General features: G+C 39.9%; 21 protein-coding genes and 1 pseudogene. 2 read left to right on the top strand and 20 right to left on the bottom strand.

Annotation, left to right across the window (positions count from 1 at the left end; translation table 11 throughout):
* Nucleotides 1-12: 12 nt before the first annotated feature.
* The 7 genes from QNH15_RS11660 to QNH15_RS11630 all read right to left on the bottom strand — a co-directional run bounded on the left by QNH15_RS11660 (nucleotide 13) and on the right by QNH15_RS11630 (nucleotide 8,682).
* Entirely contained in the window at nucleotides 13-825 is an 813-nt protein-coding gene (locus QNH15_RS11660) for an alpha/beta fold hydrolase (protein ID WP_283894818.1), read from the bottom strand.
* 144 nt (nucleotides 826-969) lie between these two features.
* Nucleotides 970-2,199 carry an MFS transporter gene (locus QNH15_RS11655; RefSeq protein WP_283894816.1) on the bottom strand — a complete coding sequence of 410 codons (1,230 nt, stop codon included), beginning with the start codon at nucleotides 2,197-2,199 and terminating at the stop codon, nucleotides 970-972.
* 122 nt (nucleotides 2,200-2,321) lie between these two features.
* Nucleotides 2,322-3,827: an amidase gene (locus QNH15_RS11650; protein WP_283894814.1), complete on the bottom strand. Its 1,506-nt coding sequence runs from the start codon at nucleotides 3,825-3,827 to the stop codon at nucleotides 2,322-2,324.
* A 760-nt stretch (nucleotides 3,828-4,587) separates the two neighbouring features.
* Nucleotides 4,588-5,256: a GntR family transcriptional regulator gene (locus QNH15_RS11645; protein WP_283894813.1), complete on the bottom strand. Its 669-nt coding sequence runs from the start codon at nucleotides 5,254-5,256 to the stop codon at nucleotides 4,588-4,590.
* Between the two features lie 39 nt (nucleotides 5,257-5,295).
* On the bottom strand, nucleotides 5,296-6,093 hold the full coding sequence (gene iolB / locus QNH15_RS11640; protein WP_283894811.1) for a 5-deoxy-glucuronate isomerase: 798 nt from the start codon (nucleotides 6,091-6,093) through the stop codon (nucleotides 5,296-5,298).
* Between the two features lie 79 nt (nucleotides 6,094-6,172).
* Nucleotides 6,173-7,333, bottom strand: a complete 1,161-nt coding sequence (locus QNH15_RS11635) for a M24 family metallopeptidase (RefSeq protein WP_283894810.1) — start codon at nucleotides 7,331-7,333, stop codon at nucleotides 6,173-6,175.
* A gap of 20 nt (nucleotides 7,334-7,353) precedes the next feature.
* On the bottom strand, nucleotides 7,354-8,682 hold the full coding sequence (locus QNH15_RS11630; RefSeq protein WP_283894808.1) for an MFS transporter: 1,329 nt from the start codon (nucleotides 8,680-8,682) through the stop codon (nucleotides 7,354-7,356).
* A 1,161-nt stretch (nucleotides 8,683-9,843) separates the two neighbouring features.
* Here QNH15_RS11630 and istB point away from each other — a divergent pair.
* Nucleotides 9,844-10,554, top strand: coding sequence for an IS21-like element helper ATPase IstB (istB, locus tag QNH15_RS11625; RefSeq protein ID WP_283895537.1), 711 nt, complete (start codon nucleotides 9,844-9,846; stop codon nucleotides 10,552-10,554).
* Between the two features lie 195 nt (nucleotides 10,555-10,749).
* On the opposite strand, the gene QNH15_RS11620 is transcribed toward istB, so the two are convergent.
* From QNH15_RS11620 to QNH15_RS11590, 7 genes are all read right to left on the bottom strand, one after another.
* On the bottom strand, nucleotides 10,750-11,427 hold the full coding sequence (locus QNH15_RS11620) for an RraA family protein (RefSeq protein WP_283894806.1): 678 nt from the start codon (nucleotides 11,425-11,427) through the stop codon (nucleotides 10,750-10,752).
* A gap of 127 nt (nucleotides 11,428-11,554) precedes the next feature.
* Complete coding sequence (locus QNH15_RS11615) at nucleotides 11,555-12,766, bottom strand: iron-containing alcohol dehydrogenase (RefSeq protein WP_283894805.1); 1,212 nt, start codon at nucleotides 12,764-12,766, stop codon at nucleotides 11,555-11,557.
* An 84-nt stretch (nucleotides 12,767-12,850) separates the two neighbouring features.
* Nucleotides 12,851-13,204, bottom strand: coding sequence for a Rieske (2Fe-2S) protein (locus QNH15_RS11610; protein ID WP_061971317.1), 354 nt, complete (start codon nucleotides 13,202-13,204; stop codon nucleotides 12,851-12,853).
* Entirely contained in the window at nucleotides 13,201-14,307 is a 1,107-nt protein-coding gene (locus QNH15_RS11605; RefSeq protein ID WP_283894803.1) for an amidohydrolase family protein, read from the bottom strand. The genes QNH15_RS11610 and QNH15_RS11605 overlap by 4 nt, the downstream gene beginning before the upstream one ends.
* A gap of 62 nt (nucleotides 14,308-14,369) precedes the next feature.
* The gene (locus tag QNH15_RS11600) at nucleotides 14,370-15,704 is read right to left on the bottom strand and encodes an MFS transporter (protein ID WP_283894801.1); all 1,335 of its coding nucleotides are present in this window, start codon (nucleotides 15,702-15,704) and stop codon (nucleotides 14,370-14,372) included.
* Nucleotides 15,705-15,796: 92 nt separating this feature from the next.
* Nucleotides 15,797-16,276, bottom strand: coding sequence for a 2,4'-dihydroxyacetophenone dioxygenase family protein (locus QNH15_RS11595; RefSeq protein WP_061971325.1), 480 nt, complete (start codon nucleotides 16,274-16,276; stop codon nucleotides 15,797-15,799).
* Nucleotides 16,260-17,087: an SDR family NAD(P)-dependent oxidoreductase gene (locus tag QNH15_RS11590; RefSeq protein ID WP_283894799.1), complete on the bottom strand. Its 828-nt coding sequence runs from the start codon at nucleotides 17,085-17,087 to the stop codon at nucleotides 16,260-16,262. Before QNH15_RS11590 ends, QNH15_RS11595 begins: the two co-directional genes overlap by 17 nt.
* Before the next feature lie 310 nt (nucleotides 17,088-17,397).
* Between QNH15_RS11590 and QNH15_RS11585 the strand changes: the two genes are divergently transcribed.
* Nucleotides 17,398-18,042 (top strand): GntR family transcriptional regulator, encoded by a 645-nt coding sequence (locus tag QNH15_RS11585; RefSeq protein ID WP_283894798.1) that lies wholly within the window; start codon nucleotides 17,398-17,400, stop codon nucleotides 18,040-18,042.
* Nucleotides 18,043-19,757: 1,715 nt separating this feature from the next.
* On the opposite strand, the gene QNH15_RS11580 is transcribed toward QNH15_RS11585, so the two are convergent.
* The 6 genes and pseudogenes from QNH15_RS11580 to hflX all read right to left on the bottom strand — a co-directional run bounded on the left by QNH15_RS11580 (nucleotide 19,758) and on the right by hflX (nucleotide 25,963).
* The gene (locus QNH15_RS11580) at nucleotides 19,758-19,967 is read right to left on the bottom strand and encodes a hypothetical protein (RefSeq protein ID WP_283894796.1); all 210 of its coding nucleotides are present in this window, start codon (nucleotides 19,965-19,967) and stop codon (nucleotides 19,758-19,760) included.
* Between the two features lie 331 nt (nucleotides 19,968-20,298).
* Nucleotides 20,299-21,461: pseudogene (locus QNH15_RS11570) on the bottom strand (IS3 family transposase).
* A 102-nt stretch (nucleotides 21,462-21,563) separates the two neighbouring features.
* Nucleotides 21,564-22,898: a type I glutamate--ammonia ligase gene (glnA, locus tag QNH15_RS11565; RefSeq protein ID WP_283894795.1), complete on the bottom strand. Its 1,335-nt coding sequence runs from the start codon at nucleotides 22,896-22,898 to the stop codon at nucleotides 21,564-21,566.
* A gap of 45 nt (nucleotides 22,899-22,943) precedes the next feature.
* Entirely contained in the window at nucleotides 22,944-23,336 is a 393-nt protein-coding gene (locus QNH15_RS11560; RefSeq protein ID WP_090236721.1) for a MerR family transcriptional regulator, read from the bottom strand.
* Nucleotides 23,337-23,446: 110 nt separating this feature from the next.
* On the bottom strand, nucleotides 23,447-24,712 hold the full coding sequence (locus tag QNH15_RS11555) for a methionine gamma-lyase family protein (RefSeq protein WP_283894794.1): 1,266 nt from the start codon (nucleotides 24,710-24,712) through the stop codon (nucleotides 23,447-23,449).
* 12 nt (nucleotides 24,713-24,724) lie between these two features.
* Nucleotides 24,725-25,963: a GTPase HflX gene (gene hflX / locus QNH15_RS11550; RefSeq protein ID WP_283894793.1), complete on the bottom strand. Its 1,239-nt coding sequence runs from the start codon at nucleotides 25,961-25,963 to the stop codon at nucleotides 24,725-24,727.
* Between the last annotated feature and the right edge of the window lie 37 nt (nucleotides 25,964-26,000).

The raw sequence follows: 26,000 nt of genomic DNA, 5'->3' as shown, positions 1-26,000 counted from the left end.
CAGTAACTCCTCCTATATAAAATTTTGTACAGTATAAATCAACCTTTTTTCCACGAACGAAGTAACGGTCGAAATAAAATGTTTGTATTCATCTTTAATGACGTTATGGCTGCTTTTTTCGAATATCACTAACTCGTTATCTGGAATTTTTTCGGCAAGTACAAAAGACTCTTCTACTGGCGTAATCCAATCATGACGGCCTGCTATTATCAAAGTAGGACATTTAATAGATTTTAGTTGTCCGATGACATTATACGTTTTTAAGAATCCTTTAAATCCTGCATTTAAAGCTTTAAAAGACCGATTCGATCTTTGATAAGCTTCTGTTCTTTTTTGTAGTTCTAGTTGAGTTGGTTTTGGATTAAATGAAAATGAATATAAAGGTTCCATTACTTTGTAGTATTCCGTTAACTGTTCTTGGGATTCAAATTCTCCGTTCCAGAGGATTTGTGCCATTTTTTGCTGTTCGTTGGTCCCTTTTTCCGATACAATTTTCTTTGCCTTTTCAATAAAATTGAAACTAGGTGATGTTGTGATCAATAGAAGACTGGAAACGTTTTGAGGATATGCAACGGCATAGCTTAGTGCAACCATTCCTCCATAAGATTGTCCCATAAGAACAATCGTCTTTAACCCTAAATATTTTCTTAATGCTTCTAAATCCTCTACATTTTGGTTCAAAGTATAGGTCGATGAAGATTGGCTTTCTGAAAAACCACTTCCCCGATTATCGTATAGACGAGTTGCATCAAATCGGATAATGGGGTTAAATGTGGTTTGTACACCGTGTGATCTCCTCCTGGACCGCCATGGAGGACAAAACAAGTTGGTTTCTCCCTTAATTTCCGCCCTTCGGGGACGAATCCTGAACCTTCAATATCAAAAAATAGACGTGTATCATTTACAATTGCGTACATTTAGTACACCTCCAAACCGATTACTGTTCACTGTGTTGAATTCTCCCCCTTCTTAAATGTTTACTGCTCTTGTTTCTAAGGAATTTTTTGCGTCACCTAAAGTTAAGCAAGCAATAATGGAAATAAGTGAGGAAAAAATTAAAAAGAAAAAGGCCGCATCATAGGATCCATTAAAAGCAGTGATTAAATAGCCCATAACCAATGGAGAGACAAAGCCAGCTAACTGACCACCGAAATTGACCATTCCTGCTGCTGATCCCATTACTGCTGTAGGAAGAATTTTTAGAGGTAATGACCAAATCCCTGCGAACCCTGCATATAAGAAAAAAGCTGAGAGTACTTGATAGGTAATAGCTAATTCAATTGAAGGTGTTTTAAACATTAAGTAAAGGAATAATGCTCCGAGTACTTCTACAATAATCGCAAAATATTTTTCTCGGTTAATAAAATACTTATCTACTAACCAACCTCCTAAAATCATCGCTATTCCTCCAGCAAAGAATGGTAATGAGGCAACGAATCCGGCCTGAAGTAAATCTAAATGACGAACTTTTAACAAGTAAGAAGGTAGCCAGGACGCAAATCCCCATATAACCACATCCAATCCAAACCAGGCTATGACAAGTTTCCACATCGTTGGTGTTGTCAATAAATCTTTTATGGAAATTTTTTTCCCCAGACTTTGACTCTTATCGTTTTCTGGTTGATTTGGCTTCTTTAGAACCAAACCATATACAACCACAAGGACCAATCCAACTAATGCAATGACAATAAACATGTGTCGCCACCCCAGCCACAGCATCATTGGTGCTGCAACCAAAGGAGCTACGGCAGCGCCAAATGCGTTGGAAGATAACATACCCGACTGAGCCTTCGCTCGTTCAGCTTTTGGAAAATATTCGGCAACTGCTTTTGAACTGGCTGCAGGGAATCCGCTTTCACCAACTCCGAAGAAAAAGCGGATGACGAGCAAAGAAGCCAATGACCATGCAAAGCCCGTAAACGCCGTAAACAATGACCATGCAATAAGTGATACAATCATGACTCTTTTTGAACCGTACTTGTCTGCCAAAAAACCTCCTGGAATTTGCATTAAGGCATAACCCGCAAAAAAACTGCTAAGAACAATCCCTAACGATGCAGCACTTAGATGAAGGTCATCACCTATGGCTGTTAGAGCAACACTCATTACCATACGGTCTAAATAAGCAACCATCCATCCTGCAAAAAGAATAAAAAGGATAAAAAACTTATTCTGAGAGAACTCTTGCAAACGCCCCATAATATACCTCCCTAATGATTTTTAAATTAACACGCGGTTTGACTTAAACAATAACTATGGAGTTCATATTCTTTTTTAAAAAGTTTGAACCGAATTTGTGTTTCGGCAGGAGAAGAGTAAATCTAACTTCTGTAGGATACTTGCTGAAGGTCTAAGGGGCGATTCTTACAAATGTCATAGATATGATTCCAGGGTTTTAGTTTTTCAAATACAGCACTAGCTGTTATGACATCGGTATCTGCGTAACGTTTTCCAATGATTTGCATTCCGACGGGAAGTTGGTCTGCAAGCCCTGCAGGTATGGATGCACATGGATGACCCGTAAAATTAGTGAGGTATGTCATACACCATCCAATTAATGAGTCGATATCCTCACCGTTAATTTGACTCGGCCCGACCGTGTTTCCACCATGGCCGTTCTCCGTTGGGAGGGATGCTACAGTTGGTGTGATTAATAAATCATACTTTTTAAAAACGTTTTGAATCTTGTCATAAATGGTAGTACGCATAATTTGATCTTGGTTAACATCAAGCATGTTCATCTGGTAAGCCTTCTCAATCCATTCAAGATACTGAGGAGGTAAATCTTCTCGATGATCCTTTAATAAATCAATTCCCTTACTTTTATAATTTTCGAATATTGAAATGGACCCTCTCATTACGATCCGATTAAAGAGTTCGCTTAACTCACGTTGATCGTAAGGAATACCAATATCCACTTCTTCAACTGTAGCTCCAGCCTGCTCGAATAATTTTACGGATTGGGCAACGGTTTGTGCAACACGACTATCAACCGGGTAAACGTCAAAATTTGGACTGTAGGCAATTCGCCAATCTTTGATAGAACCCTTTAATGCCGAGAGGAAGTCCACTTTTTGATTTAGACAATAAGGATCCCGATCGTCATATCCAGTTAACATGTCAAGACTTAGTGCGCCGTCTTCGACAGTCCGCGTGAGGGTTCCCTCTGATGAGAAAATGTACGTTCTAAAACCATCAGGTCGTCCTAGGAAAGGAACGCGTCCTCCAGAAGGCTTAAAACCATAAATTCCACACCATGCGGCTGGGATTCGAGTGGATCCACCGGTATCCGATCCTTGAGCAATGGGAACAAGGCCATCAGCCACTGCAGCGGCGCTGCCACCAGATGATCCTCCTGGATTTCTTCTTAAATCGAATGGATTTCGTGTAGGTCCAAACAAGTAATTATCTGTCACCCCACGAAAACCTAAAACGGGACTATTCGTTTTACCTAGTAAAATACCACCTGCCTTTTCAAAACGTTCCCCATAAGCACAATAGTGGTTTACTACATTATCTTTAAATGCTCTGACGCCTCCAAAGGTAGAAATCCAGCCGGGCTTCGCACCGAACAAATCTTTTAAAGCAGAGGGCACACCATGAAAAATGCCAACATCTTCTCCGGCTAGTAAAGAACGTTCTGCCTCCTTTGCTTTGTTCAACGCGTCATTATAACCAAAGTAGACAAAGGCATTTAAACTTTTATTTCTTTCCTCAATACGACTGATAAAGGCTTCTGTCACTTCTACAGGAGAAAATTCACGGTCTTTGATTTTAGAAGCTATCTCACTTGCAGACATAAAGGCCACTTCATTATGAGAAATCATATAAAACCTCCAACTAATGACTTTAAATCATACTGGATATCCAATCCACTATAACCCCCTTTTTGAAGTCTAAACTTCAATAAAATTAATAATTTGAAGTTTAAACTTTATGCATTAAAGTTTAAACAATTTAGAAGATTTAGTCAATTACTATTTTATTTTGTAGAACGTTATAACGAATTGTACATTTTTGGTGAACCAAAAAAAAAAGGCGAGATTGGAATGGATTCTTCCAAGACTCGCCTCTTTCTATAATTTGAACCAAATATAATTGAATATGTAACTTTCTCCTTTTGATCAACATGCCAGTGCATATAATAATTATTGATTTTGACAAGCATATTCTTGTTGATACAGTATCTTAAATTTCTTGATACCCTATTATTAGAAAAGATTAGGAAATCTTAAATCGCTAGTTATACTATAAGGAGCTAAAGATTTAGTAAAGAACTTTTTTAGGCGGTATTGGTCTGCCGTAGTTAACTTTTGAATTTCAATGATAATGTCCTTCAATGCAGTACTAAACAACTCTCTCTCGTAATATTTTCATCCATTATAGAACAAGTGTTCGTTTTATTCAAATAGAGTTATTTAACATAGCTTTAAACATAAAAAGAGATCCTTTTAAAAAGGACCCCAGCTTGTAGACAAAGTATATGTCTACAAGCTGAAAGACCCCCAAAAGGGGTCTTTTTTGACTTGTATTGAATTCTATATACAGTATATATCGTTGCATGAAACCATAAATAAAATTTTTAATCTATAGAAAAAACCTTCTAGTCCTTTGGTGAGAATTACTTATATGAGTCCTCATTAATTTCTCTGCCATTTGATGATTTCGTTCTTTAAGGGCCATAATAATTTCTTGATGCTCGGACCATTCCTTCTTTACCGTTTCAATATCTAAATCCCGACGTGCATAAATCAAGTACCTTTCTATTCTTTGCAAAAACTGTTCAATAAGTTTTCGTAAATTTTCATTGTGAGCATACTTTAAAATCGTACCGTGAAGCTCTACATTCATCTGCATGACCGTTTCCAAGTTACCTTTACAGCTTTCAATTGAGAAATAGCGCTGCTTCATTTCTTCATGTAGCCAGTTTATTTCGGCTTCAGGGATTAGCAGTGTGGCCTTCCGCGCGGCAAAGCCTTCCAACTCAATCCGTAGCTCATATAATTCATCGAGCTCTTGCAAACTCATTTCTGCAACGGTAACCCCTTTATATGGGATAATGTGTACGAGTCCTTCTGAAGCCAATCGGGTTAGTGCCTCGCGTATCGGGATATTGCTGACATTTAAATCCCGTGCCATTTGGTCAATATTAATCTTTTGTCCTGGTGAAAGACTGTAAGAGTAAATTTGGTCTTTTATTACTGTGTATATGTCTTCAGTAATTAATTTTCGTTTTGTTGGTCCATTCTTTTTCATATACAGTCACCTTGCAATTTTTTGATGTTATTCCCATTATTACTTAAGCCAGATATGGTCGGGCTCATCATATGGTTTCAAGTTTCTCCCTGTATCTCCGGCCATGAACCACAGATAATACAAACGATATCCGCCGGCAGCGCTAATAGGATGATATCCCTTATCAATGGCATAACTATCTCCATTTCTTATGATATATGCCTGATCGATGCTTTGGTCCTTAGTGTAGTGCATCTGTATACCAAAACCTTGTTCCGGTTGAAATTGATAATGATACACCTCTTCAAAATCCGGCTCTTCTGGATAAAATTCCCCATCGTGCTTATGTGGAGGATAACTTGACCAATTGCCAGTTTCATTGTAGGTCTCACCTAATACCATACGATGTACCCTACCATCCCCATTTTCAGTAATGATATCATGTACTTCGCGTATCCAGGTATCTTTTCCCCTAAGATTAACAGTAATATCATTAGGTCTAATGACAAAAGGGGAGAATTTGTTTTCTGCTTTTACTTTGCATACTGCGATTTGTAGAAACTTAGTCTCAGCAATTACTAGATATTCCGATTGGTAAGGTATATAAACTACGGTAGCTTTCCCATCAAATACGTCGCTTCTCCCACCTAAATTTCCCCATTTCTCTTGTTCACTGGAAATGGTCGCCATGCCTGATAGAATTACTAAAGCCGTTTCATAATTGCCCGTTTGGGTTGTAAACGTTTCGCCTTCCGTTAAAACTATTTTTCCTAATGCAAGAAAATTTAATATGTCATTATCTTCCTTGATAATATCTTGATAACCTGTTACTTCCGATGATTTAAATAAACACGACATATCCGCTCTCCTATCATAACAAAAAGTTAGAAGAAATAAAGCGGTCAAAACTTGACCGGTTATCTCAAAATATATACTCTTACCAATGATTTCGATAAGGAAAATTGGTCATTGATTCTGCCCCATCTTTACGGATGACAACGCTATCCTCAATTCTTAATCCACCAACTCCAGGGATCAGTAATGTAATGACATAAGCTAAAGTCTGATTTTCCTTGAGTACTGATTTCATTCCAGGTGCCAAAATAGGGAGCTCTTCTTCGGGATCCATACCTAGTCCATGACCCACACCTCTCCCTTCGCCAGGTGAATGAATATAACCGTATTTAGCTAAAACTTCATTGGCGGGATAGCTAGCTTCTTCCCCAGTTAAACCAGGGCGTAAGTACTTAAATCCAGTTTCATACGCTTCTAAAGCTGCATCGAACATAGCTTGCGCCTCTTTAGATACACTTCCAAAGGTAGCACCACGTGCCATGTCAGATGCGTAACCATTATATCTGCAGCCCATATCTATTAGAAGGGTATCCCCATCCTTAAGCTTCCGATCAGTTGGTCTGGCTAAATAATAATCGGATGAGTTCTCACCAGTTTGTACCATAATATCAAATGCGACGGTATCTGAACCATTGGCAAACATGGCAAGATACGCTTCCTTTGTCAGTTCTTTTTCAGTTGCCCCTTCCCTGGCAGCATCTTTGATTGCTTCAATCCCCAAATCCGCTAAATATCCGGCAACTTTCATGTTTCGAATTTCATTTTCACTTTTAATCGATTTTAATACATCAATGATCACAGTCGGTTCAATTAGAATATCAGGCAATGATTTTTGAACCACATTCCAGAATTCCAATGCCATATACTTGTACCCGGCAATACCGACTCTTTTTACATTACCCGATGCAGCGTACTCATCAAGTACGGGACCCAGATCCTGTCTGATTCCACGGACGTCCTTCACCACCGAAGCTGCTCCGATGGAAGTCAAGCTACTTTCGACAAAAAGAATAGGGTCTCCCTTTAACGGCACTAATACAATTGCAGGGTACGGAAATATCCCATCAAATGCTCGATAATTGGATAACCAGCGAACATTGCTCATTCGATAACTATCGGACCACGCGATAATGAGATCATATCCTTCTCTGGCCATTTCAGCTTGGGTACTGCGGACACGATCCATGTATTCTTCTTCAGGGATTTCATGGAATTTACTATTTAATTCAATGCTTGGGTGCATGTTAACCATCCTTTTTTTCTTTAGTTAGTTTTTGTCTTTAAAGTATTAGGTTCGTTATTTTGTGATGAAACTTTATTCAGATCTTTTCGATAAGTTTCGCTCGCAACAAAGATGGACACAAAACTTATGACGCCTAATATAATCATAAACAATGCGATTGGCCAATAGTGTCCTGACCAAGATAGTAGGGCTGTGGCAATAAAAGGTGTTGGACCGCCTATTAACATACCTGAAAGTTGATAACTGATAGAAGAACCAGTGTATCTTGTTTTTGTGTCAAAACGTTCCGCTATGAAAGCTGACATTGGCGCAAATGTTGCTCCATGTCCGACAGCAATCCATAAAACTAGAGCGATCCATATCAACAGCATATTTTGGGTCTCTACCAACCAGAAAAATGGGAATGAGAATAATACAAAAAATAGAGATCCAGCCATAAATACAGGTCTTCGACCGACTTTATCAGACAGGGCACCGAACAGAGGAATTGTAAAGAGTTCGACTGCTGCCCCTACAGACACACCTGTTAAAAACAAGGTTTTATCCAAAGACAAATATTGAGTAGCGTATAATAGAACAAAAACATTTGAAATATAATAACTTGCGTCGTTGGCGAAGCGGGATCCCAAGGCGATAAATATATCTTTTTTGGAGGTCTTCCATACTTCTTTTAACGGATTCTTAATTTGATTTCCCGCCTCTTTGGCCTGAAGGAAAGCAGGTGTCTCCATAACTTTTAAACGGATAAACAATCCAGTAGCTACCAAAAGTATACTTAGCAAAAAGGGAATTCTCCATCCCCATGCCAAGAATTGATCCCGTGGAAGAGCTGAAAACGCAGAGAAAACCACAGTTGAAAGTAGTAGTCCTACAGGAACACCCATTTGAGGAAAACTACCGTAAAAACCTCGTTTGTTTTCAGGCGCATGTTCAATTGCCAACAGTACAGCCCCACCCCATTCTCCACCTACGGCTATTCCTTGCACGACTCTAAGGAATAAAAGTAAAATTGGTGCCCATACTCCTATTTGTTCGTAGGAGGGTAAAAAGCCAATAAAGAAGGTACCGAATCCCATTAACAATAAGCAAATAATCAGTGTGGTTTTACGCCCTAATTTATCCCCATAATACCCAAAAATAATCCCTCCAAGCGGTCTCGCAAAAAAACCAGCCCCGAAGGTCGCAAACGCTAACAAAGTACCGACTAGCGGATCATAGTCAGGGAAAAATAGAGTATTAAACACCAAAGCTGCTGCAGTTCCGTAAAGGAACCAATCGTACCATTCAATTGCTGAGCCAATTAAACTTGCCGTGGCAACTTGTCTCATCTCTTTTTTCGAAAGAGCCATATTTCACCATCTCCCAAGCTAAAATAAATTTAAAAAATCGTAAATCATGTACGATTTACGATAATCATACATTAAAAGCGCTTTCAAAACAATATATAATTTATAATTTTCTAACTTTTTTGTTAACGTCCGATTATCATTCCACGGAATTAGGTGTTATTGCTGTTTGAATCGTCCGATTGCTGACTGCATTTCATTTCTATATTATTACATTAATAATATCCATCGAGCATCTGAAGACAGGAAAAGACGCCTTCCAAGTATACCTTTTTCAGCTTCGGCCAATTTATCTACACCACGAAGCATGGCCCGGCAGGAATCCTCGAGTAAAAAAACAGCAGCCTGTTTTAATAGGGTCGAATGGCCAAGAAAGATCTCGGTGAGACTAAATATTTAGTCTTGTTAAATAAATTAAATCCATTAAAATTCGGTGGCCAAAATGTGGTCAATGCTCTTTTTACTAATAAAACTGACCACCAAAAGAATAAACAAAAGCCCCCTAATACCTATGGTATCAAGGGGTTCAAGGTTTCATCGGTGAGTTTATACACATAGACTTGCTCTTCTTTTCTCTGCTTTCTTCCTCTCCTTCCAAGAAGCGAAAGGTCTTTCGCTTGATCGAATGTCATTTCTAAATACTTATAGACAATCGATCTTGAGATCTTAAGCTCTTTAGCGATTTGCGCTACTTTAAACTAAACTTTCTCTTCTTTTTTCATCAGGACAAGTTTGACAGTATTACTTGTTTATACAAAAAGCATTGGCTTAAAGGGCCAATGCTTTTAACTTATATTGTAATCACTTTAAATAGTTATTTACTTAGTTATCAATTACTCTAAACGCTGCAGAAGTTGGCGTGCCTCGTAAAGGGCCCAAACAATACGATTTTGCCCTCTGGTTAAATGGGTTTTTAACACTTTGTATTGATGTGAGCCATCCGTTAATTGATTAAAGCCTGTTGCCGGCGCGATATCAGGAAGAGCTGGAACATTCAGTGCTGGATCATGACGAAACTTTCCTTTTCTTGAGAAATTTATTGGCACAAGAATACGTGCTAATTTCTCTATGACCTCATTCGCTTTCTTATCTTTAGGGTCAGTGACATCTAATCCTTTTAGCTTTTCTACTTTTTCATAAAACGCGACTAAATCCTGCTGAAGGCTGTCGACTTCATCTTGTGCGGGACTAAAATCAAAGTGTGAACCGGCTTGTTGCTGTTTACCATACTCCTCGTTTCTTTTCAGTTTATTAGAGGCGGAAGTCGTTGAAAAACAAGTTCGATCAACAACCACCCTTCTTAAACTGTCGAGGCTGCCGTTTAGAAAAACAATCGATGAGTTTAATTTTTCTATCCAGCCCACGATTGATGAGCGAAGAATTCGAGAACTAATGACTCTTTCTTTCTTGAAAGAACATGAAAATCCTATCTTTCTGGGACCGCCTGGCATTGGAAAAACACACTTAGCTGTGTCCATTGGCCTTCAGGCCATTTCTCAAGGGTATAAAACCTATTTTGTATCTGCTCACGACCTAATTATTCAGCTGAGAAAAGCCGATTCCGATGGTAAATTGGAAAAGAAATTACGTTCTTTTGTAAAACCTAGGCTTTTAATTATCGATGAGATGGGCTATATGAAACTGGATATCGGAGATGCCCACTACCTGTTCCAGGTCATCGCCCGACGTTATGAGAAGGGATCCATTATCTTAACGTCCAATAAATCATTCGGTGAATGGGGAGAAATGGTCGGCGATCCGGTTATCGCAACAGCCATATTTGACCGACTGCTTCACCATTCACGCATCTTTAACCTGAATGGTGAAAGCTATCGGCTGAAGGAAAAACGCAACAAGGATAAGCTCGAAAAATAGAAAACTGGGGATTTTTATACCGGACATTTTGGGGAAGTTATAACCGGCCTTGATCCACCCATACGATTTATTGTTATTTATATTGTACAGCACTCGTTTTGCATTAATTAATAACCACATCATTTTTGCATAAGGTAACAAAAGCATTCATTGCTCCCGTATCTAATATAACAACATACTTAGTTTAAACATCGGTTAAATTCGTCCGAATTTCTTTAACAGTTCCTCAATACTAGCGCCTTTTAAAATTTCTTCACGGGTGGCGGTTTCTTTATCCGCTTGCTCACGAGCCTTAATATAGACGGCTTCTAAATCCTGATATGGCACTACAGCAACACCAATTTCATCTGCAACGATTAAATCACCAGGATTCACAATAACTCCACCACAATTAACCGGTACATTAATTTCAAGTGGTTCCTTACGCCCCGAATAGGCGGTATGTGCAGCACGAGGGCCGCATACCTTTGCAGTTATAGGAAAATCAAGCATTCTAGCTTCATCTGTGTCACGGCAACTTCCGTCAATAACAGCACCAACTACCCCAGCATTTCTTGCTAAACCAGACATTAAACCTCCCCAGATAGAAGTTTCTGTTTCACCAAACGCATCAATAACTATTACATCACCAGCCTTAGCAATCTGAAAAACATCTAAACAATCAACGATATCTCCTGCAGTTAACTTGACAGTGATAGCAGGACCAATGATTTTCTTATCTGCTGCTTTCGGTTTCATATCATGACGCATCACATTAGCGCGTTCCATCGCATCGCTTACGACGCAAGATAACGATAATACATCTTTCATTTCGCGAAATGGATTAATCAGATTTCCATTAATTTCTGGTCTTGCATTGATAATTTTTTTCATAGGAATTTAACCCCATTCAAATTTTTGTATTGTTTAGCTTTATTTGTGATTTTCTCGAAATTATGAGCATTGATTTTCCCAGCCTTCTTTTTAGCATCGTTACTCTTTTTATCGTTCCTATGCAACCTCAAATTTTATAAGAAAAATCAACTACTTTGTTTATATTGCCTTCAAAATTACCATGATACGCATTTTCAATAATAGATTTTATATCGTTTGCTTTGGTAATTCTAGGGTTAATAAGTACATTGCCACTTCTCATTGAATCCTCTACTAATTTGGGCAATAAATCCAGTGAGACTCCCAACTCTTTTATATTAAGGGGAATATTCATCGCTCTGTTCATTTCAATAACAGTGCCAATCGCTTTTTTAGCTGCCTCTAAACTAGATAATCCAGTCACGTCTTGTCCTAAGGCGATGGCTATATCTTTAAATTTCTCAGGACATGCTGGGAGATTAAATTCCATAACAAATGGTAAAAGTGCTGCGTTTGCTATTCCGTGTGGAATATCAAAAACACCTCCAAACGTATGAGAAATAGCATGTACATTTCCTAAGCGAGACTGTGAAAATGCAGCCCCTGCGATCATAGAGGACACAAGCATTTTTTCCCTGCTTTCTATATCAGTTCCTACAAAGTAAGCTTTCATTAAATTTTCTCCAATTATTTTAACTGCATAAATGGCTAAAGCCTGGCTAACGAGATTTGAAGTTTTTGATGTGTAAGATTCAATGGCGTGAGTTAATGCATCCATACCCGTCGAAGCTGTAATGTCTTGGGGTAAATGCAGAGTGAGGGTTGGATCTAGTATAGCTAAAGTCGGAAATAAGTAGGGGCTAATCACTGCAGCTTTAAATAATGAATGTTTATCAGTTACAATAGTCGAAGCCGTTACTTCACTCCCTGTCCCTGCTGTAGTTGGTATGGCTATGATTGGTAGTGAGGGATTGGTAAGATTGCCAACCCCTTCATAATCCAAAATATCGCCTGGGTTGGTAGCCATCACTGCTATTCCCTTCGCAGAGTCAATACTACTTCCACCACCTATTGCTAATACAGCTTCACTTTTATGGTGCTTAAGATACTCGGTTCCCCTATGAATCGTTTCAGCTGATGGATTAGGTTCTACCTCATCATAAATTTCATAATCTATGTTGACAGCAAAGAGTGATTTCTCAATTCCTTCAAGCAGATTAGCTGATCTTACTCCTTTATCCGTGATGATCAATACTCTGGTAACTCCTAATTCTTTAATCATTTCACCGGTTTTATTGGATAGTCCATTTCCGCATTCCACTCGTGTCGGCAAAAAGTATTTATATAGAAATAAAGACATGACTTTTGTCGTCCTTTCTGTTCTCGAAATTTAATAAAGTCGATTTTCCCCATATCGTAGGAAGAACCGACTCTCTAATCCATCTTATAGGTTTACAACAATTCTGTTATTTTCAACCTCTACATCGTAAACCTTTACTTTATATTTATTGGGGTCAACAAGTGACTGACCTGTCTTAACGTTGAATTCCCATCCGTGCCAAGGACACACCAAGATTTCTCCATCCATTCCATAAATATATTCATGTGGTTTTGACGCCAATGTTGTTCCTGTAAATGTACCTTTACACAACTCCGCTTGTTCATGGGGACATACATTACGAATAGCAAAATAATTCTCACCATCGTAGTAAATACCTATGCTTCGCCCCTCTATATTTAATATTTTGCAATCTCCAACTTCTATCTCTCCAACTTCAGCAGCATTGTATTTTCTCATCTAGAGACACCCTCTTTTTCAAGATGACTATGGTTAAGTTCGTACAGTTCCGCTGCGTTTTCATAAGCTATACGTCGACGCAACTCGCCTGGTAGCTTATTGAGCACAAATGTCGGACTATCATTGTCCCAATGTGGGTAATCTGTAGCGAACAAGACGGTTTTTTCAGCTCTCATCATGCTGAGCATTTGTATAAGTTCATGATTTTCAGGCTCTTCAATCGGTTGTGTAGTGAAACGACAATGTTCAATAATATATTCACTCGGTTTTTTCTTTAACCATGGGACTTCATTCCTCATACCCCGAAAATTCTTATCCATTCTCCACATCAAATGAGGGACCCATGCTAAACCTCCTTCTATAAAAATCACTTTTAATGTTGGAAATGTTTCAAATACGCCTTCACAAACGATACTGTTCAATTGTGACATGTGGTGGATCGCCAAAATATTGTGTCGTTCAAAATTGGTCGTTGGTTGGCCAACTGCTGAAATTGGAGGATTAATGCCGTCCCCTTCACCGCCACCATGAATAGCGACAACCAAATTATTACGTACAGCCGCTTCATAAATCGGGTAAAATCTTCGTTGTCCAAAAGGTTCTCGAGATCCTACAGGCAGAAGTACCTGAACCACTTTAGGATGGGAACCAAGACGATCAATCTCACGCGCAGCCAAGACCGGATCCTGCGTCGCTACTAGAATAGAAGCTAAAAATCGATCATCTGTTGGTATCCAATGATCAAGCGTATAGTCATTGAAAGCTGAGGCAATTGCCGCAGCATAATCCGGATTATTATGTGCTGAAACGGTGAGGAGACTACCTGTTAGAACAGCTTTTGAAATATTATAACGATTTAGTGCATCTTCTATAGCGTATTGTGGATCTGAGCCTGGTGGTAGACCCTTACCAGGTGATGCATCCCTTCGTGATAATGGAATAGGTTTAAAGATAGTGATGGGTAATGTTGCTTCCGGGGCACATAATCTAGGCCACCATACCCTGGGAAGATAAGGTTTTAAATCTTCAAAGCTTTTTAATGTTTGATGAAAGTCGCAATCGATAATACTTGATGATTTCGATTTTGTAGGGGCTAAATCCATACAAACCACCCTTTTATTTAAATTTGTGATGTATTTCAATCCTATAGAACTAATTTTAAATATTATCCGACAGTTTTTGAACTACCTGAATCTAATTTTGATCCCGTTAATTTTACTCCTCGGTGCCCTTTCCACAATGGGATGACTGCGATTGCCGTTAAAATGAGCCAGATGTCTAGCAAATAAAAACCAATGTTAAATGAGTTGGTTTTATCCACAATCATTCCAAACAATGCGGGTCCAAAGCTTCCAACGATGTAAGTTAAACCATTAAAGACTCCGAAAGAGATTCCCGCTACATTATGCGGCACCATTTCCTGAATAACTGCATACATAGGCCCTAACGTGAATGCCAATAATCCCACAGCCAATGAAATTAACAGGACTGACATGCCAACGTAGCTTGTAAGTATACCCATATATGAGAGAGCTGCCGCCAGCACATATCCGATTGACCAAAGGAGGGCTCTAATCCGAACTTTCCTGTCACCGATCAATCCACCAAGTATCGTTAAGATGGTCGCCGCTATCCACGGTAGGACTGCTATTAAGCTTGCTAATTCAAAACCTAGATGACGCTGTTCTTTAAGATAGGATGGCATAAAAGTACCAATGCCCCAGAATCCTACAGTGTACCCACAATATGAAAACACACAAAGCCAATACCTGTAGTTTTTGAAGACTACACCGGCTTGCTTCCAAAACCCGTCCTCCTGGATAAATTGCTTTGCCACAATCTGTCCAGAACGGATATACAGAAGCTCATTTTGAGTGATGTAGGGATCCTGTTCAGGAGTGTCTCTAGTCCAGAACCACATAAGGGGAAGAGCAATAAATAAACCAATCGCCCCCAGGACATAGAAACTCATTCTCCATCCGAACGCAGAGATGATCCATGCTATCACTGGATAAGAAAAGACCGGAGCCAGATATAACCCTGCCAACCATGCAGAGTTGGCTCGCGCTCGCTCTTTGTCCGGAAACCATTTGGCAACAATCATATTGCAGGCAGGTGTCATAATAGATTCACCAATACCAAGAAGGATTCGAAGAACAATTAAAAAGAAATAATTACTCGTTGAACCCATTAATACCATTAAGACCGTCCAAATTACGATAGATATTGAAACAGCTTTGCGACCACCTATTTTATCGCCCAATGGCCCTGTCGCAAAATTAGCAAGCCCATACGGAAATAAAAACGCGGTCAATAATAATCCCTGTGAAGCTTTATTTCCGTCAATGCCAAAAGTCTGATTGAAATCTTGATTTGCAATAAGCACAGCCACGTTCGTACGGTCAAAATACGCGACAAAAAATGCAAAGGAGATCGCAATTGCCACTCTGAATCTGATTTTTGTCGGAAATAGTATAGGTACGTTCCTATTAACTTCCATCACTATCCTCCCTTAAGTCCCTACACCCCTGTTTGAAGTGTAGGGTAGATATTAAGCGCTATACAAATCCCTATAAGTGATCTTTAGGCTTATCAGTATATCAACTCTTTCATTTCAATATTGTTTTCTTTACAATAATCCTGATACAGTTTAAGCTTCCTAAACACATCATCCTGATAGGTAATCTTATCTTCATCATCTAAGTATTGTACGGTCCCCTCGAGTATAAAGAGAGTAATCATTTCTTCTACGCCATCTACAACCAAAGTATGGATATCACCCGGTGGTTCATAAACAAATGTACCCGGCTTCGCTACCCATTCTCTTTCCAGATACCGCCATTCTCCCTGAATGGTATATGCCAGTACTTGTCCACCCGTATGACGGTGACGGTTGACTTGACCTCCTGGTTTAACTTTAAGTAGGTTAATCCATCGGCCTGTGGCAATATCAAAGCGAACTGGTTTAAACCACGCACGTTCTGTCTGGGGAATCCAGGGGATTTCGTTTAAATCAATCGCCCTATCATTTAATTGAATTAATTCGGTAAATTGATCAAGTGTTTGTTCCATCGGTCTTTCCTCCTACAGTTATTTTGTCTTTTTCATAAGAACTCGTTGGCGGAAACAAGACTGGATCTCCAGCCAACAAACCACCATCCACCGGAAGATCAACTCCTGTAATAAAACTTGCATCCTGTGAACAGAGGAAATCAATTACTGAAGCCACTTCATCAGGGGTGCCAAATCGTCGTTGAGGTGTTCGTGATAATATCCGTTCACGAAATACACTATCTTTAGTTGCCCCGGAGGATAATGGTGTCTCTATATAGCCTGGGCTAACTGCATTGACTCTGATGTTGTATTCTGCCCAATCTACGGCAAGGCATTTAGTGACTTGTACCACACCTCCTTTGGAAGCAGCATAAGACAATAAGTTTTTACTTCCATAATGGGCTAGCATGGAACCGAAGTTCACAATAGCTCCGCCACCTGCTTCAATCATAAATGGCTGAACAGCCTGACACATGAAAACGGTTCCAATTAAATTGGTATCTAAAACAGCACCTATTTCATCTTCACTTACATGGATGGATGGACTTCGACGGATAATTCCCGCCGCGTTAACCAAATAATCAATGCGTCCAAAATCTTTTGCAACATCTGATGCAACCTTCTTAGCAGTCTCTTGGTCAGTAACATCTGCCTCATAAAAACGAACTGTTTTTCCCTGTTCTAAAAAAGAGGCCTCCAAACACTTCCCATTTTGCGCTGAAATATCTACTACTGCCACAGGAAATCCCTTATGGGCAAACCTCTCTGTCACGGCCTTTCCTAAACCAGAAGAGCCTCCTGTTACCATAATCACTGGTCTCTCATTCATTTCTTTACCTCACAATCAAAATAAAAAATTTAATGTAAGCGGTTTCAAATAAGTTATCATTCAACTTATCGTTCATTGACCACATGATCACATACTCGAAGACTGTAAAAACGATTCATTTACTACTTCTTAGTCCCTATTAATCATCTCCTTCACAATATCTGATATCTAATATATTAGTTATTATATCATTTTAGATTAGTCTGTCAATTATGTTATTTTCAAAATAAAATTTTTTTTTTGCTCATTTCTTGATATATTAGAGATTACCACTAATTTAATGATCTATAATGTTGAAAGGATACCTACTATGGAGTTTGATAACAGTAACTTATATGATCGTGTTTATATATATCTTCGTGATAAAATTCTTTATTCTCAACTTAAGCCCGGTTCAAGGATTGATTATCATCAAATTACCGATGAACTAAAGGTCAGCAGAACACCTGTACGCGATGCATTAAACCGTCTTCAACAAGATGGATTGGTCGAAGTTAAACCTCGATCGGGATCCTATGTTAGTACACCTCATGTTAAAGATATTGTTGATATCTACGACTTAAGAAAAGCACTAGAGCGCCAGGCGGTTGAGCTAGCTGCATTAAATATCTCTAAAGATACATTAACCTCATTGCTTGAAGAGGCAAATCAAGTAGAGTCTGCCATCAAAGGTGGAGAAACTAATTCATTTTTTCAAGCGGATAGAAATCTTCACCGGACGATAATTCGGCATTCTAACAATCAAAGATTAATTTCAATCATGGATAATTTAGAGATGCAAATTAAATGGTTTGGAATTATTATGACCAGAAATTTGGACAGACCATTACAAGCAAACGAAATGCATAAAAAGATACTACATGCGCTTCTTCATTCGAAAATAAATAAAGCGCAGCTTTTAATGGAAGAGCACATAGAAGAGATTAAGCAATCTATTCTCAGTGATTATTCATAATGTTCTTTAACAGCCATGTGATGATTAAAGTCGTTAGTCATCTTATCGCCCCCTTTACGTTGAAGTTCCTAAAAAGATATATCTAAATACATCATAGGGACCTATATCGACAAACAACCATCCTTCTGAGCTAGCAGATACCATTTGCTTCTTTGTTTCACCTTGGGGAAGAGCAGTATCTGGGCAGAATCTTATTGTAGATGTTATGTCGGTAGTAACATTTAAAACAATACATACTAAATTTACTTTCACACTTTGTCACCAAGGTGAGTATCTGCCTTAACTACATCTTCTTACATTCACTTTATGGAACATAAAAAGGCAACTTTGCCAAAGGGGCAGTTGCCTTTATTTTCTATTAACTTTACCACGATCTCTACGTGTCAGGTCTGTATATGTGGCAACACATGTGACGTCAGTGAGACTAAATGTTTAGGCTTGTTAAATAAATTAAATCCATTAAACTTCGGTGGTCAAAATGTGGTCAATGAGCATTCCACTAATAAAACTGACCACCAAAAGAACAAACCAAAACCCCTTAACTCCAATGGTGTCAAGGGGTTAGATCTTAATACATGCTCATTTATTGTTTAAGTTCCCAAGGCGTCTCTCTAGGTTTGATAATGACTAAATCCACATAAAACCAACACTTTCGACAGGTAAGTGTTCATATACGCCGACCACATATCGGACAGGGGATAATAAATCCTTATTTCTTTTCTTCACTTTCTTTTCCTCCTGATGTATGTATTTTAAATCTATAGTATAATTTCATTATACTTACTAAAAATCACAAATTTTTAATATTTAAGGAAGTGGACGTTTGAGCAAGAAACTTAGATTCAGAATAAGTCTAGTCCTTACAGTCATTTGCTTTTTTATTCCTGCACCTAATACTGAACAATACCCGGGAGCAAGCTACTATGGATGGCCATTGACATCTTTTGTCCATCACACGTGGGGAATGAATTTATATACCCCTTATGGATTGAATCCATTTGGTAACTTTATATTCTTTTATTTTTCACTATGGCTACTCATTAAGATAGTCTCATCCATTTCCCATTTCCATTCAGACAGGAAAAGTAGTTCCTAAGACACAAATGCACAGAATTGGGACAATGTAATTCAGCAGTATGGGACTGTTAAACATATTTAATCTCCGCCTTTTTTTTAAGCTCCTCTTAAATCATTATATATATCGCGAGCGTCATCAACAGGAACATAAATATTATTGTAGATATGATATGCAACGTGCGTTCCATACCCAAGACCAGCAACAATAGCTACAATTATAAATCCCGTCCCCCCTGTAACTGCACCTACTGCAGCAGTATGCGCAGTAGCCTGTTCTAAAGGAACAAGTATTGTTAGATTAATATATCCTCGTTAACTTGATTTCCTTCTGATTTTGGCTTCCAGAGCAAAAAAACCGATGAGGATAATTACACTAGCGACCATACCGGTATTTGCAGGAATTACCTTCCCATTTGACAGGCCGAACATTAAAATTAATAAAAGAGTAGCAATAATTCTTAAATACAAAAGCGAATTATTCATTAATAATTCTTCCACCTCCTTCTAAACAAGTAAAACATTAAGGAACCAATAGTAGAATTAACATATATAAACCAATGAAAATCATAATCACCTTCAGGGGAAGGATCTATGTATCCAAGCAAGACAAATATACTCCCATAGAAGTACTTCACCAATTAAACAACCTGGTAGAAAATAAACGAACCAAATGTGATAATCGATGGTATCTCCATGGCAGAAAGACCTGCCTTGAAGTTATCAAGTGACTGCCTTCGATAAGGACTAAGTAAGACGCCCACTAATTGATAAATGATCACCACAAAGTATGCAGCAATACACCCTCTTAGAAAAAATAACCACTCTCCCAAAAATTCTTTTTTCTCCATTTTGACTCCTTCCCATATACCGTACGATACATTTAATTTTACCATTCTACCTTACCTTTTGTTAAAATTTACCATTATGTATTGGTGAGTAATCTTCGGTTCCAATAAATTGGTTCCAATAAATCGATTATGGTAAACTTCTTGTTGGTGATGAACATGTTTATTAAACCAATGTTATTGCATACTTCCCCTGTCCCCTTCTCAGATCAGGATTATATATTTGAACCAAAGTATGATGGAATCCGAGGATTCCTGTATTTGTTGACAATATATAAAAAGACGAGGGTTTTAGACTGCCATATTGAAATGAGACAAGAATAAAACACCTTTATTAGGCTGCCATTTGACCAAATTCTATGGGTGAATGGTAGCCTGATTTTTCTTGTATTCTTTCTTCATTGTAGTATTTGATATAGTGATCAATTTGTTCTCGCACCTTATCTAAAGATAAAGAATTGAATTTTACATACTGAAATTGTTCCGATTTTAAATTAGAATGAAACGACTCAATAACGGCGTTATCCCAACAGTTTCCTCTCCTCGACATGCTGCTGACGATCTTTTCCTCTTTCACGAAGTTCTGATAGGCATAGGAAGTATACACACTGCCCTGATCAGAATGGAGAATCACCCCTTGCGGGTTCCCTCTGTGGGCCAATGCCTCTTTTAGTGTATCCATGACTAAAGGGGTTTGCTGATGCGTATAGAGCTTATACGCCACAATTTCGTTATTATATAAATCCATAACCGTTGATAAATAAAGCGTAGACGATCATATTGTATGTAAGTAATATCCGTCACCCATTTCTGATTGGGAGCACTGGCCCAAAAATTGCGCTCTAATAAGTTGGGGGCAATCACAATCGTTTCACCTTGGGATTTCCATCGTTTTTTTGGCTTTACCCTGCATTGGATGATGTTTCTGCATCAGGCGCTGAACGGTATTTCGATTGAGCTTTACTTGATGCTGACGCCATAATAAAGCCTTGATTTTGCGGTGGCCATACCGATATTTTGTTTCCTTGCACAAGGAAATAATGATCGTTTCTTCTCGGCTTAATGATTTCCACGGAAGCGTCTTGACCCAGCGATAGTAATTCGCCCGAGGGACATTTAATACAGATAAGATGGCAGAAACCGTAAACTTTTTCCGCAGCTTTTCTACAAGCTGCAGGACTATTTCTCTTTCAACTCCTTTACCATCTCCAAGTACTTTTTTAGGATTTCGTTCTCCTGTTTTAAATGGGCATATTTTTTCTCTTTTTTCTCTTCTTCACTGAGGATATCTGGACCAAGCCCATACGTGTATTGCTTTCCAATCGGTTGATCCAACCGATGAATCTCATTATTTTTATACCATTTCATCCAGGTCTTAATTTGCGTTTTATTCTTAATCCCGTGCTTATCCATAATCTCCTGGTTGGTCAATTGGCCGCTCATTTTATCTTTAATCACAGCCCATTTTACTTCACTTGAATATACGTTTTTGCCCATGCAAAAACACCTCCGAATTCTCACTTGGTTAAAAAGAAATTAACCTTTATGACCAAAAAGCAAAAACCCCTTGATACCATTGGTATCAAGGGGTTTGGAGTTTTAATACATGCTCATGTATTGTTCGCGTTCCCAAGGGTGAACCTGTGTACGGAACATATCCCACTCAATTTCTTTTGCTTCCACAAAGTGTTCAGCCGCATGCTCGCCAAGCGCTTTAATCAGCACTTCGCTCTTCTTCAAGCGGTCGAGCGCTTCTTTAAGCGTTGCAGGAAGATCTTTGATTCCTTCTGCTTCACGCTCATCTTTATCCATAACATAAATGTTGCGGTCAATTGGTTCTGGAGTTTGCAATTGGTTCTTGATTCCGTCAAGACCGGATGCCAGCAATACCGCCATAGCAAGATATGGGTTTGCTGTTGGGTCAACACTGCGAACTTCAACACGAGTGCTCAGTCCGCGGGAAGCCGGGATACGGATCAGCGGGCTGCGGTTTTGCATGGACCATGCCACATAACAAGGAGCTTCATAGCCAGGAACCAAACGCTTGTAGGAGTTTACAGTCGGGTTGGTTACAGCAGTAAAGTCTTGAGCATGCTTCAGGATTCCAGCAAGGAACTGCATCGCTGTTTCGCTAAGTCCAGTTTCAGTGGACGCGTTGTAAAATGAGTTCTCTCCGTCTTTAAATAATGACATGTTGGCGTGCATTCCGGAACCGTTCACACCAAACAGCGGCTTCGCCATAAAGGTAGCGTGAAGTCCATGCTTGCGGGCGATGGTCTTAACTACAAGCTTAAATGTTTGGATGTTATCACAAGTTGTTATAGCATCCGCATATTTAAAGTCAATTTCATGCTGTCCAGGAGCTACTTCATGGTGAGATGCTTCGATTTCAAAGCCCATGTCTTCCAGCTCGAGAACGATGTCACGGCGGCAGTTTTCGCCAAGATCTGTCGGCGCAAGGTCAAAATATCCGCCCTTGTCGTTAAGCTCAAGTGTCGGCTCGCCTTTTTCATCATTTTTAAAGAGGAAGAATTCCGGTTCTGGTCCAATGTTGAAGTCCGTGAAGCCCAAATCTTCCATTTCTTTCAGTACTCGTTTCAAAATTCCGCGAGGGTCGCCGGCAAATGGTGTGCCATCCGGATTGTAGATATCACAGATCAGACGGGCTACTTTTCCTTTTTCAGAAGTCCAAGGGAATACAACCCATGTGTCTAAATCAGGGTAAAGAAGCATATCGGATTCCTCGATGCGCACAAATCCTTCGATAGAAGAACCGTCAAACATCATCTTATTATCCAATGCCTTTTCCAATTGTCCGATAGGAATTTCTACGTTTTTGATTACGCCCAAAAGATCGGTAAACTGAAGGCGAATGAAACGTACATTTTCATCTTTTGCAATTTGCATGATGTCTTCTCTTGTAAATTTAGCCAATTGTTACTCCTCCTTAGAAATTGAATACAGCATTCGTTGGTAAGATTAGTGGAAAAAGCGGGATAGTTCCCCCTGGATCAAGGACGTCTTCCCTAGTCTGCCCGCATGCATCAAATCACGCTTTAATCGGCGGTGTATGGCAGCGTCAGACACTTGCTCGTTCTTAACCTCATTTTTCAAAAGGCTAACCGCTTGCTGGTTCAGCTCAAACACACGCTTGATCCCTGCAAGATTGACGCCTTGTTCAATCAGAGACTTGATTTCCAGCAATTTATCCACATCGTTGAAAGAGAACATTCTCCGGTTGCCGTCTGTACGAGCCGGGTTAATCAGTTCATGTTCTTCATAATATCGAATTTGCCGGGCAGATAATTCAGTTAGCTTCATAACAATACTGATCGGAAATAAAGGTTGATTCCGTCGTGTATCATCATTCATCATCGTAAGCCCTCCTTCCAACTACTTTTATCTTATGTCACATAACCTAACATGTCAATACAATGTGAGAAGAAATAACATAAAATTATCAAAAAATATTTTATATTCGTTTAATGGAGTAGATTTTGTTCCATTAATTGGTCGAGCGCAGTCAAAATCGCGATTTTGACATGCTCATAGGTAAGGCCACCCTGAACATAGGCGATGTATGGCGGACGGATCGGTCCATCAGCCGTGAGTTCAATACTCGCTCCCTGGATAAAGGTTCCTGCGGCCATGATCACATCATGTTCATAGCCGGGCATATATCCGGGATAAGGAACGGCATGGGCATTAACCGGTGAAACAAGTTGAATCGCCTGGCAAAACGCCACCATTCGTTTTTCATCATTGAATTTAACAGACTGAATCAAGTCAGTACGCTTCGCATTCCATGCCGGATTGGTCTCCATTCCGAGAATTTCAAGAAGAGCTGCTGTAAAGACCGCTCCTTTTAAAGCCTGTGCGGTAACGTGCGGTGCCAAAAAGAACCCTTGGTACATTTCAAGCAGGCTGTATAAAGAAGCGCCTGCTTCCGCTCCTATTCCTGGTGATGTGAGCCGGTATGAACACCGTTCCACCAGTTCTTTCTTTCCTGCTATGTATCCGCCGGTCTTGGCAAGCCCGCCGCCCGGGTTCTTGATCAGTGAACCCGCAATGAGATCCGCTCCAACTTCGCATGGCTCCTTTTCTTCCACAAACTCTCCATAGCAATTATCCACAAACACCACTACATCGGGCTTGATTTCCTTTACAAATGAAATCATCTCCCGGATTTCTTCAATTGTAAAAGATGGCCGGTCCGCATATCCTTTTGATCGCTGGATACCGATCATGCGCGTTTTGCCATGAATAGCATTTCGAATCACTTCAAAATCCGGACGTCCCGATGGAGTCAGTTCGGTATGCTGGTAGGTAATACCATACTCTTTTAACGAACCGGTCCCTTTTCCGCGGATCCCCACAATTTCTTCAAGTGTGTCATACGGCTTTCCGGTGATATAGAGAAGCTCGTCCCCCGGCAGTAAAACACCGAATAAGGACAGGGAAATGGCGTGAGTGCCCGAGATGATCTGCGGCCGTACGAGCGCTGCTTCGCCTCCGAATACCTGGGCATACACCTTTTCGAGCGTATCCCGGCCGGCATCGTCATATCCATACCCGGTGGAGGGAGTGAAATGAAAATCACTCACCTTTTGTTCTCTGAAGCTTTTTAACACTTTTAACTGATTGAATTCGGCGGTCTGCTGAATCCTCTCGTGCTGATCGCAAATTTTTTCTTCTGTGGCTTTTGTTAAGCTTTGTAATCTTTCTCCGTTTTGGAACTGTGAAAACATGTGGTGCTCCTTTTATTGTAATTTCGTGGATGGCAAGGCATAGCCTTTACATTCATACGCTTGATTTTCTTCTTGAAACTTTTGCTCCATTAATATGGTCGTTGTTTTCAGCATGGACAGTGTTTTGCCTTCTGAAGCCGGAACAAAAATATGATAGTAATCCATTTGCTTTTTCATTTCTGTTTCGATGACTTCTTTTAAGCGCTGCAAATCCTCGGTCTCAAAGGCAGAGATGGATATGGATGTTGAAGCAGCCGGAATAAAGCCTTCATTAAATTGATCCTTCTTATTAAATACGGTCACCATGGGAATCGATGCGGCGCCCAGTTCCTTTAAGATCGACAGCACCGTTTCTTCATGCTGCCCGCGGTCTTCGCTCGACCCGTCGATAACATGAATGAGCACATCCGCTTCTTTTACTTCTTCAAGTGTCGAACGAAACGCAGCAATCAGCGAAGTGGGCAAGTCCTGAATGAATCCTACGGTGTCAGTGACAAGCACCTGCAATCCCGAAGGAAGACGCATTTTTCTCGTTAATGGATCAAGAGTGGCAAACAGCAGGTTTTCTTCATAGCTGTCTGCCCGCGTCAATCCGTTGAAAAGCGTGGATTTACCCGCGTTAGTATAGCCGACCAGAGCTGCTTGTATGGCCTGGTTTTCCTTCCGCCTTTCTCTGTACCGTTCCCGGTGGTGAACGATATCTTCCAGCTGGCGTTTAATATCGGTAATCTTCGTGCGGATATGCCGCCTGTCCTGTTCAAGCTTGGTTTCCCCGGGACCTCTGGTGCCGATACCGCCCCCAAGACGCGACAAAGACGCACCAATACCGGCAAGCCTTGGCAGGATGTATTGCAGCTGGGCCAGTTCGACCTGCAGCTTACCTTCCCTGGAGCGTGCACGGGTGGCGAAAATGTCGAGGATCAGCTGTGTGCGGTCAATGATCCGTGCTTCAAAGTAACGGGACAAATTCCGGTTTTGCGCCGGTGTAAGCTCATCATTGAAAATAATAAGATCGGCCTCCAGCTCTTCTTCAAGAGCTACAATCTCTTCAATCTTCCCTTTCCCGATGAAGGTGGACGCGTCGTATCTTTCCCTTTTTTGGGTAACCGTGGCCACAGCTTGTCCCTGAGCTGTTTTGGTCAACGACTCCAGCTCTTCCATGGAATAAAAAAATCGCTCGTCGGTTTGCCCTGGCAGCTGGCAGCCAACGAGGATGGCTTTCTCTTGTTGAGAATGCGTAGTATCTTCCAAAAAATCGACCTGCTTTCGTTTTTTATGATACGTTCAT

Origin of the sequence: Fictibacillus enclensis (assembly GCF_030123385.1) — a bacterium.
GTDB lineage: Bacteria > Bacillota > Bacilli > Bacillales > Fictibacillaceae > Fictibacillus_C > Fictibacillus_C enclensis.
Note: the sequence above shows the minus strand (reverse complement) of the source record. Positions and strands in the feature narration are given on the sequence as shown.

Coding starts and splice junctions, on each gene's coding strand:
- QNH15_RS11655 (WP_283894816.1), bottom strand. CDS start 2,199: ATGGGGCGTTTGCAAGAGTTCTCTCAGAATAAGTTTTTTATCCTTTTT.
- QNH15_RS11650 (WP_283894814.1), bottom strand. CDS start 3,827: ATGATTTCTCATAATGAAGTGGCCTTTATGTCTGCAAGTGAGATAGCT.
- QNH15_RS11645 (WP_283894813.1), bottom strand. CDS start 5,256: ATGAAAAAGAATGGACCAACAAAACGAAAATTAATTACTGAAGACATA.
- iolB (WP_283894811.1), bottom strand. CDS start 6,093: ATGTCGTGTTTATTTAAATCATCGGAAGTAACAGGTTATCAAGATATT.
- QNH15_RS11635 (WP_283894810.1), bottom strand. CDS start 7,333: ATGCACCCAAGCATTGAATTAAATAGTAAATTCCATGAAATCCCTGAA.
- QNH15_RS11630 (WP_283894808.1), bottom strand. CDS start 8,682: ATGGCTCTTTCGAAAAAAGAGATGAGACAAGTTGCCACGGCAAGTTTA.
- QNH15_RS11620 (WP_283894806.1), bottom strand. CDS start 11,427: ATGAAAAAAATTATCAATGCAAGACCAGAAATTAATGGAAATCTGATT.
- QNH15_RS11615 (WP_283894805.1), bottom strand. CDS start 12,766: ATGTCTTTATTTCTATATAAATACTTTTTGCCGACACGAGTGGAATGC.
- QNH15_RS11610 (WP_061971317.1), bottom strand. CDS start 13,204: ATGAGAAAATACAATGCTGCTGAAGTTGGAGAGATAGAAGTTGGAGAT.
- QNH15_RS11605 (WP_283894803.1), bottom strand. CDS start 14,307: ATGGATTTAGCCCCTACAAAATCGAAATCATCAAGTATTATCGATTGC.
- QNH15_RS11600 (WP_283894801.1), bottom strand. CDS start 15,704: ATGGAAGTTAATAGGAACGTACCTATACTATTTCCGACAAAAATCAGA.
- QNH15_RS11595 (WP_061971325.1), bottom strand. CDS start 16,276: ATGGAACAAACACTTGATCAATTTACCGAATTAATTCAATTAAATGAT.
- QNH15_RS11590 (WP_283894799.1), bottom strand. CDS start 17,087: ATGAATGAGAGACCAGTGATTATGGTAACAGGAGGCTCTTCTGGTTTA.
- QNH15_RS11585 (WP_283894798.1), top strand. CDS start 17,398: ATGGAGTTTGATAACAGTAACTTATATGATCGTGTTTATATATATCTT.
- QNH15_RS11580 (WP_283894796.1), bottom strand. CDS start 19,967: ATGGAGAAAAAAGAATTTTTGGGAGAGTGGTTATTTTTTCTAAGAGGG.
- QNH15_RS11560 (WP_090236721.1), bottom strand. CDS start 23,336: ATGAATGATGATACACGACGGAATCAACCTTTATTTCCGATCAGTATT.
- QNH15_RS11555 (WP_283894794.1), bottom strand. CDS start 24,712: ATGTTTTCACAGTTCCAAAACGGAGAAAGATTACAAAGCTTAACAAAA.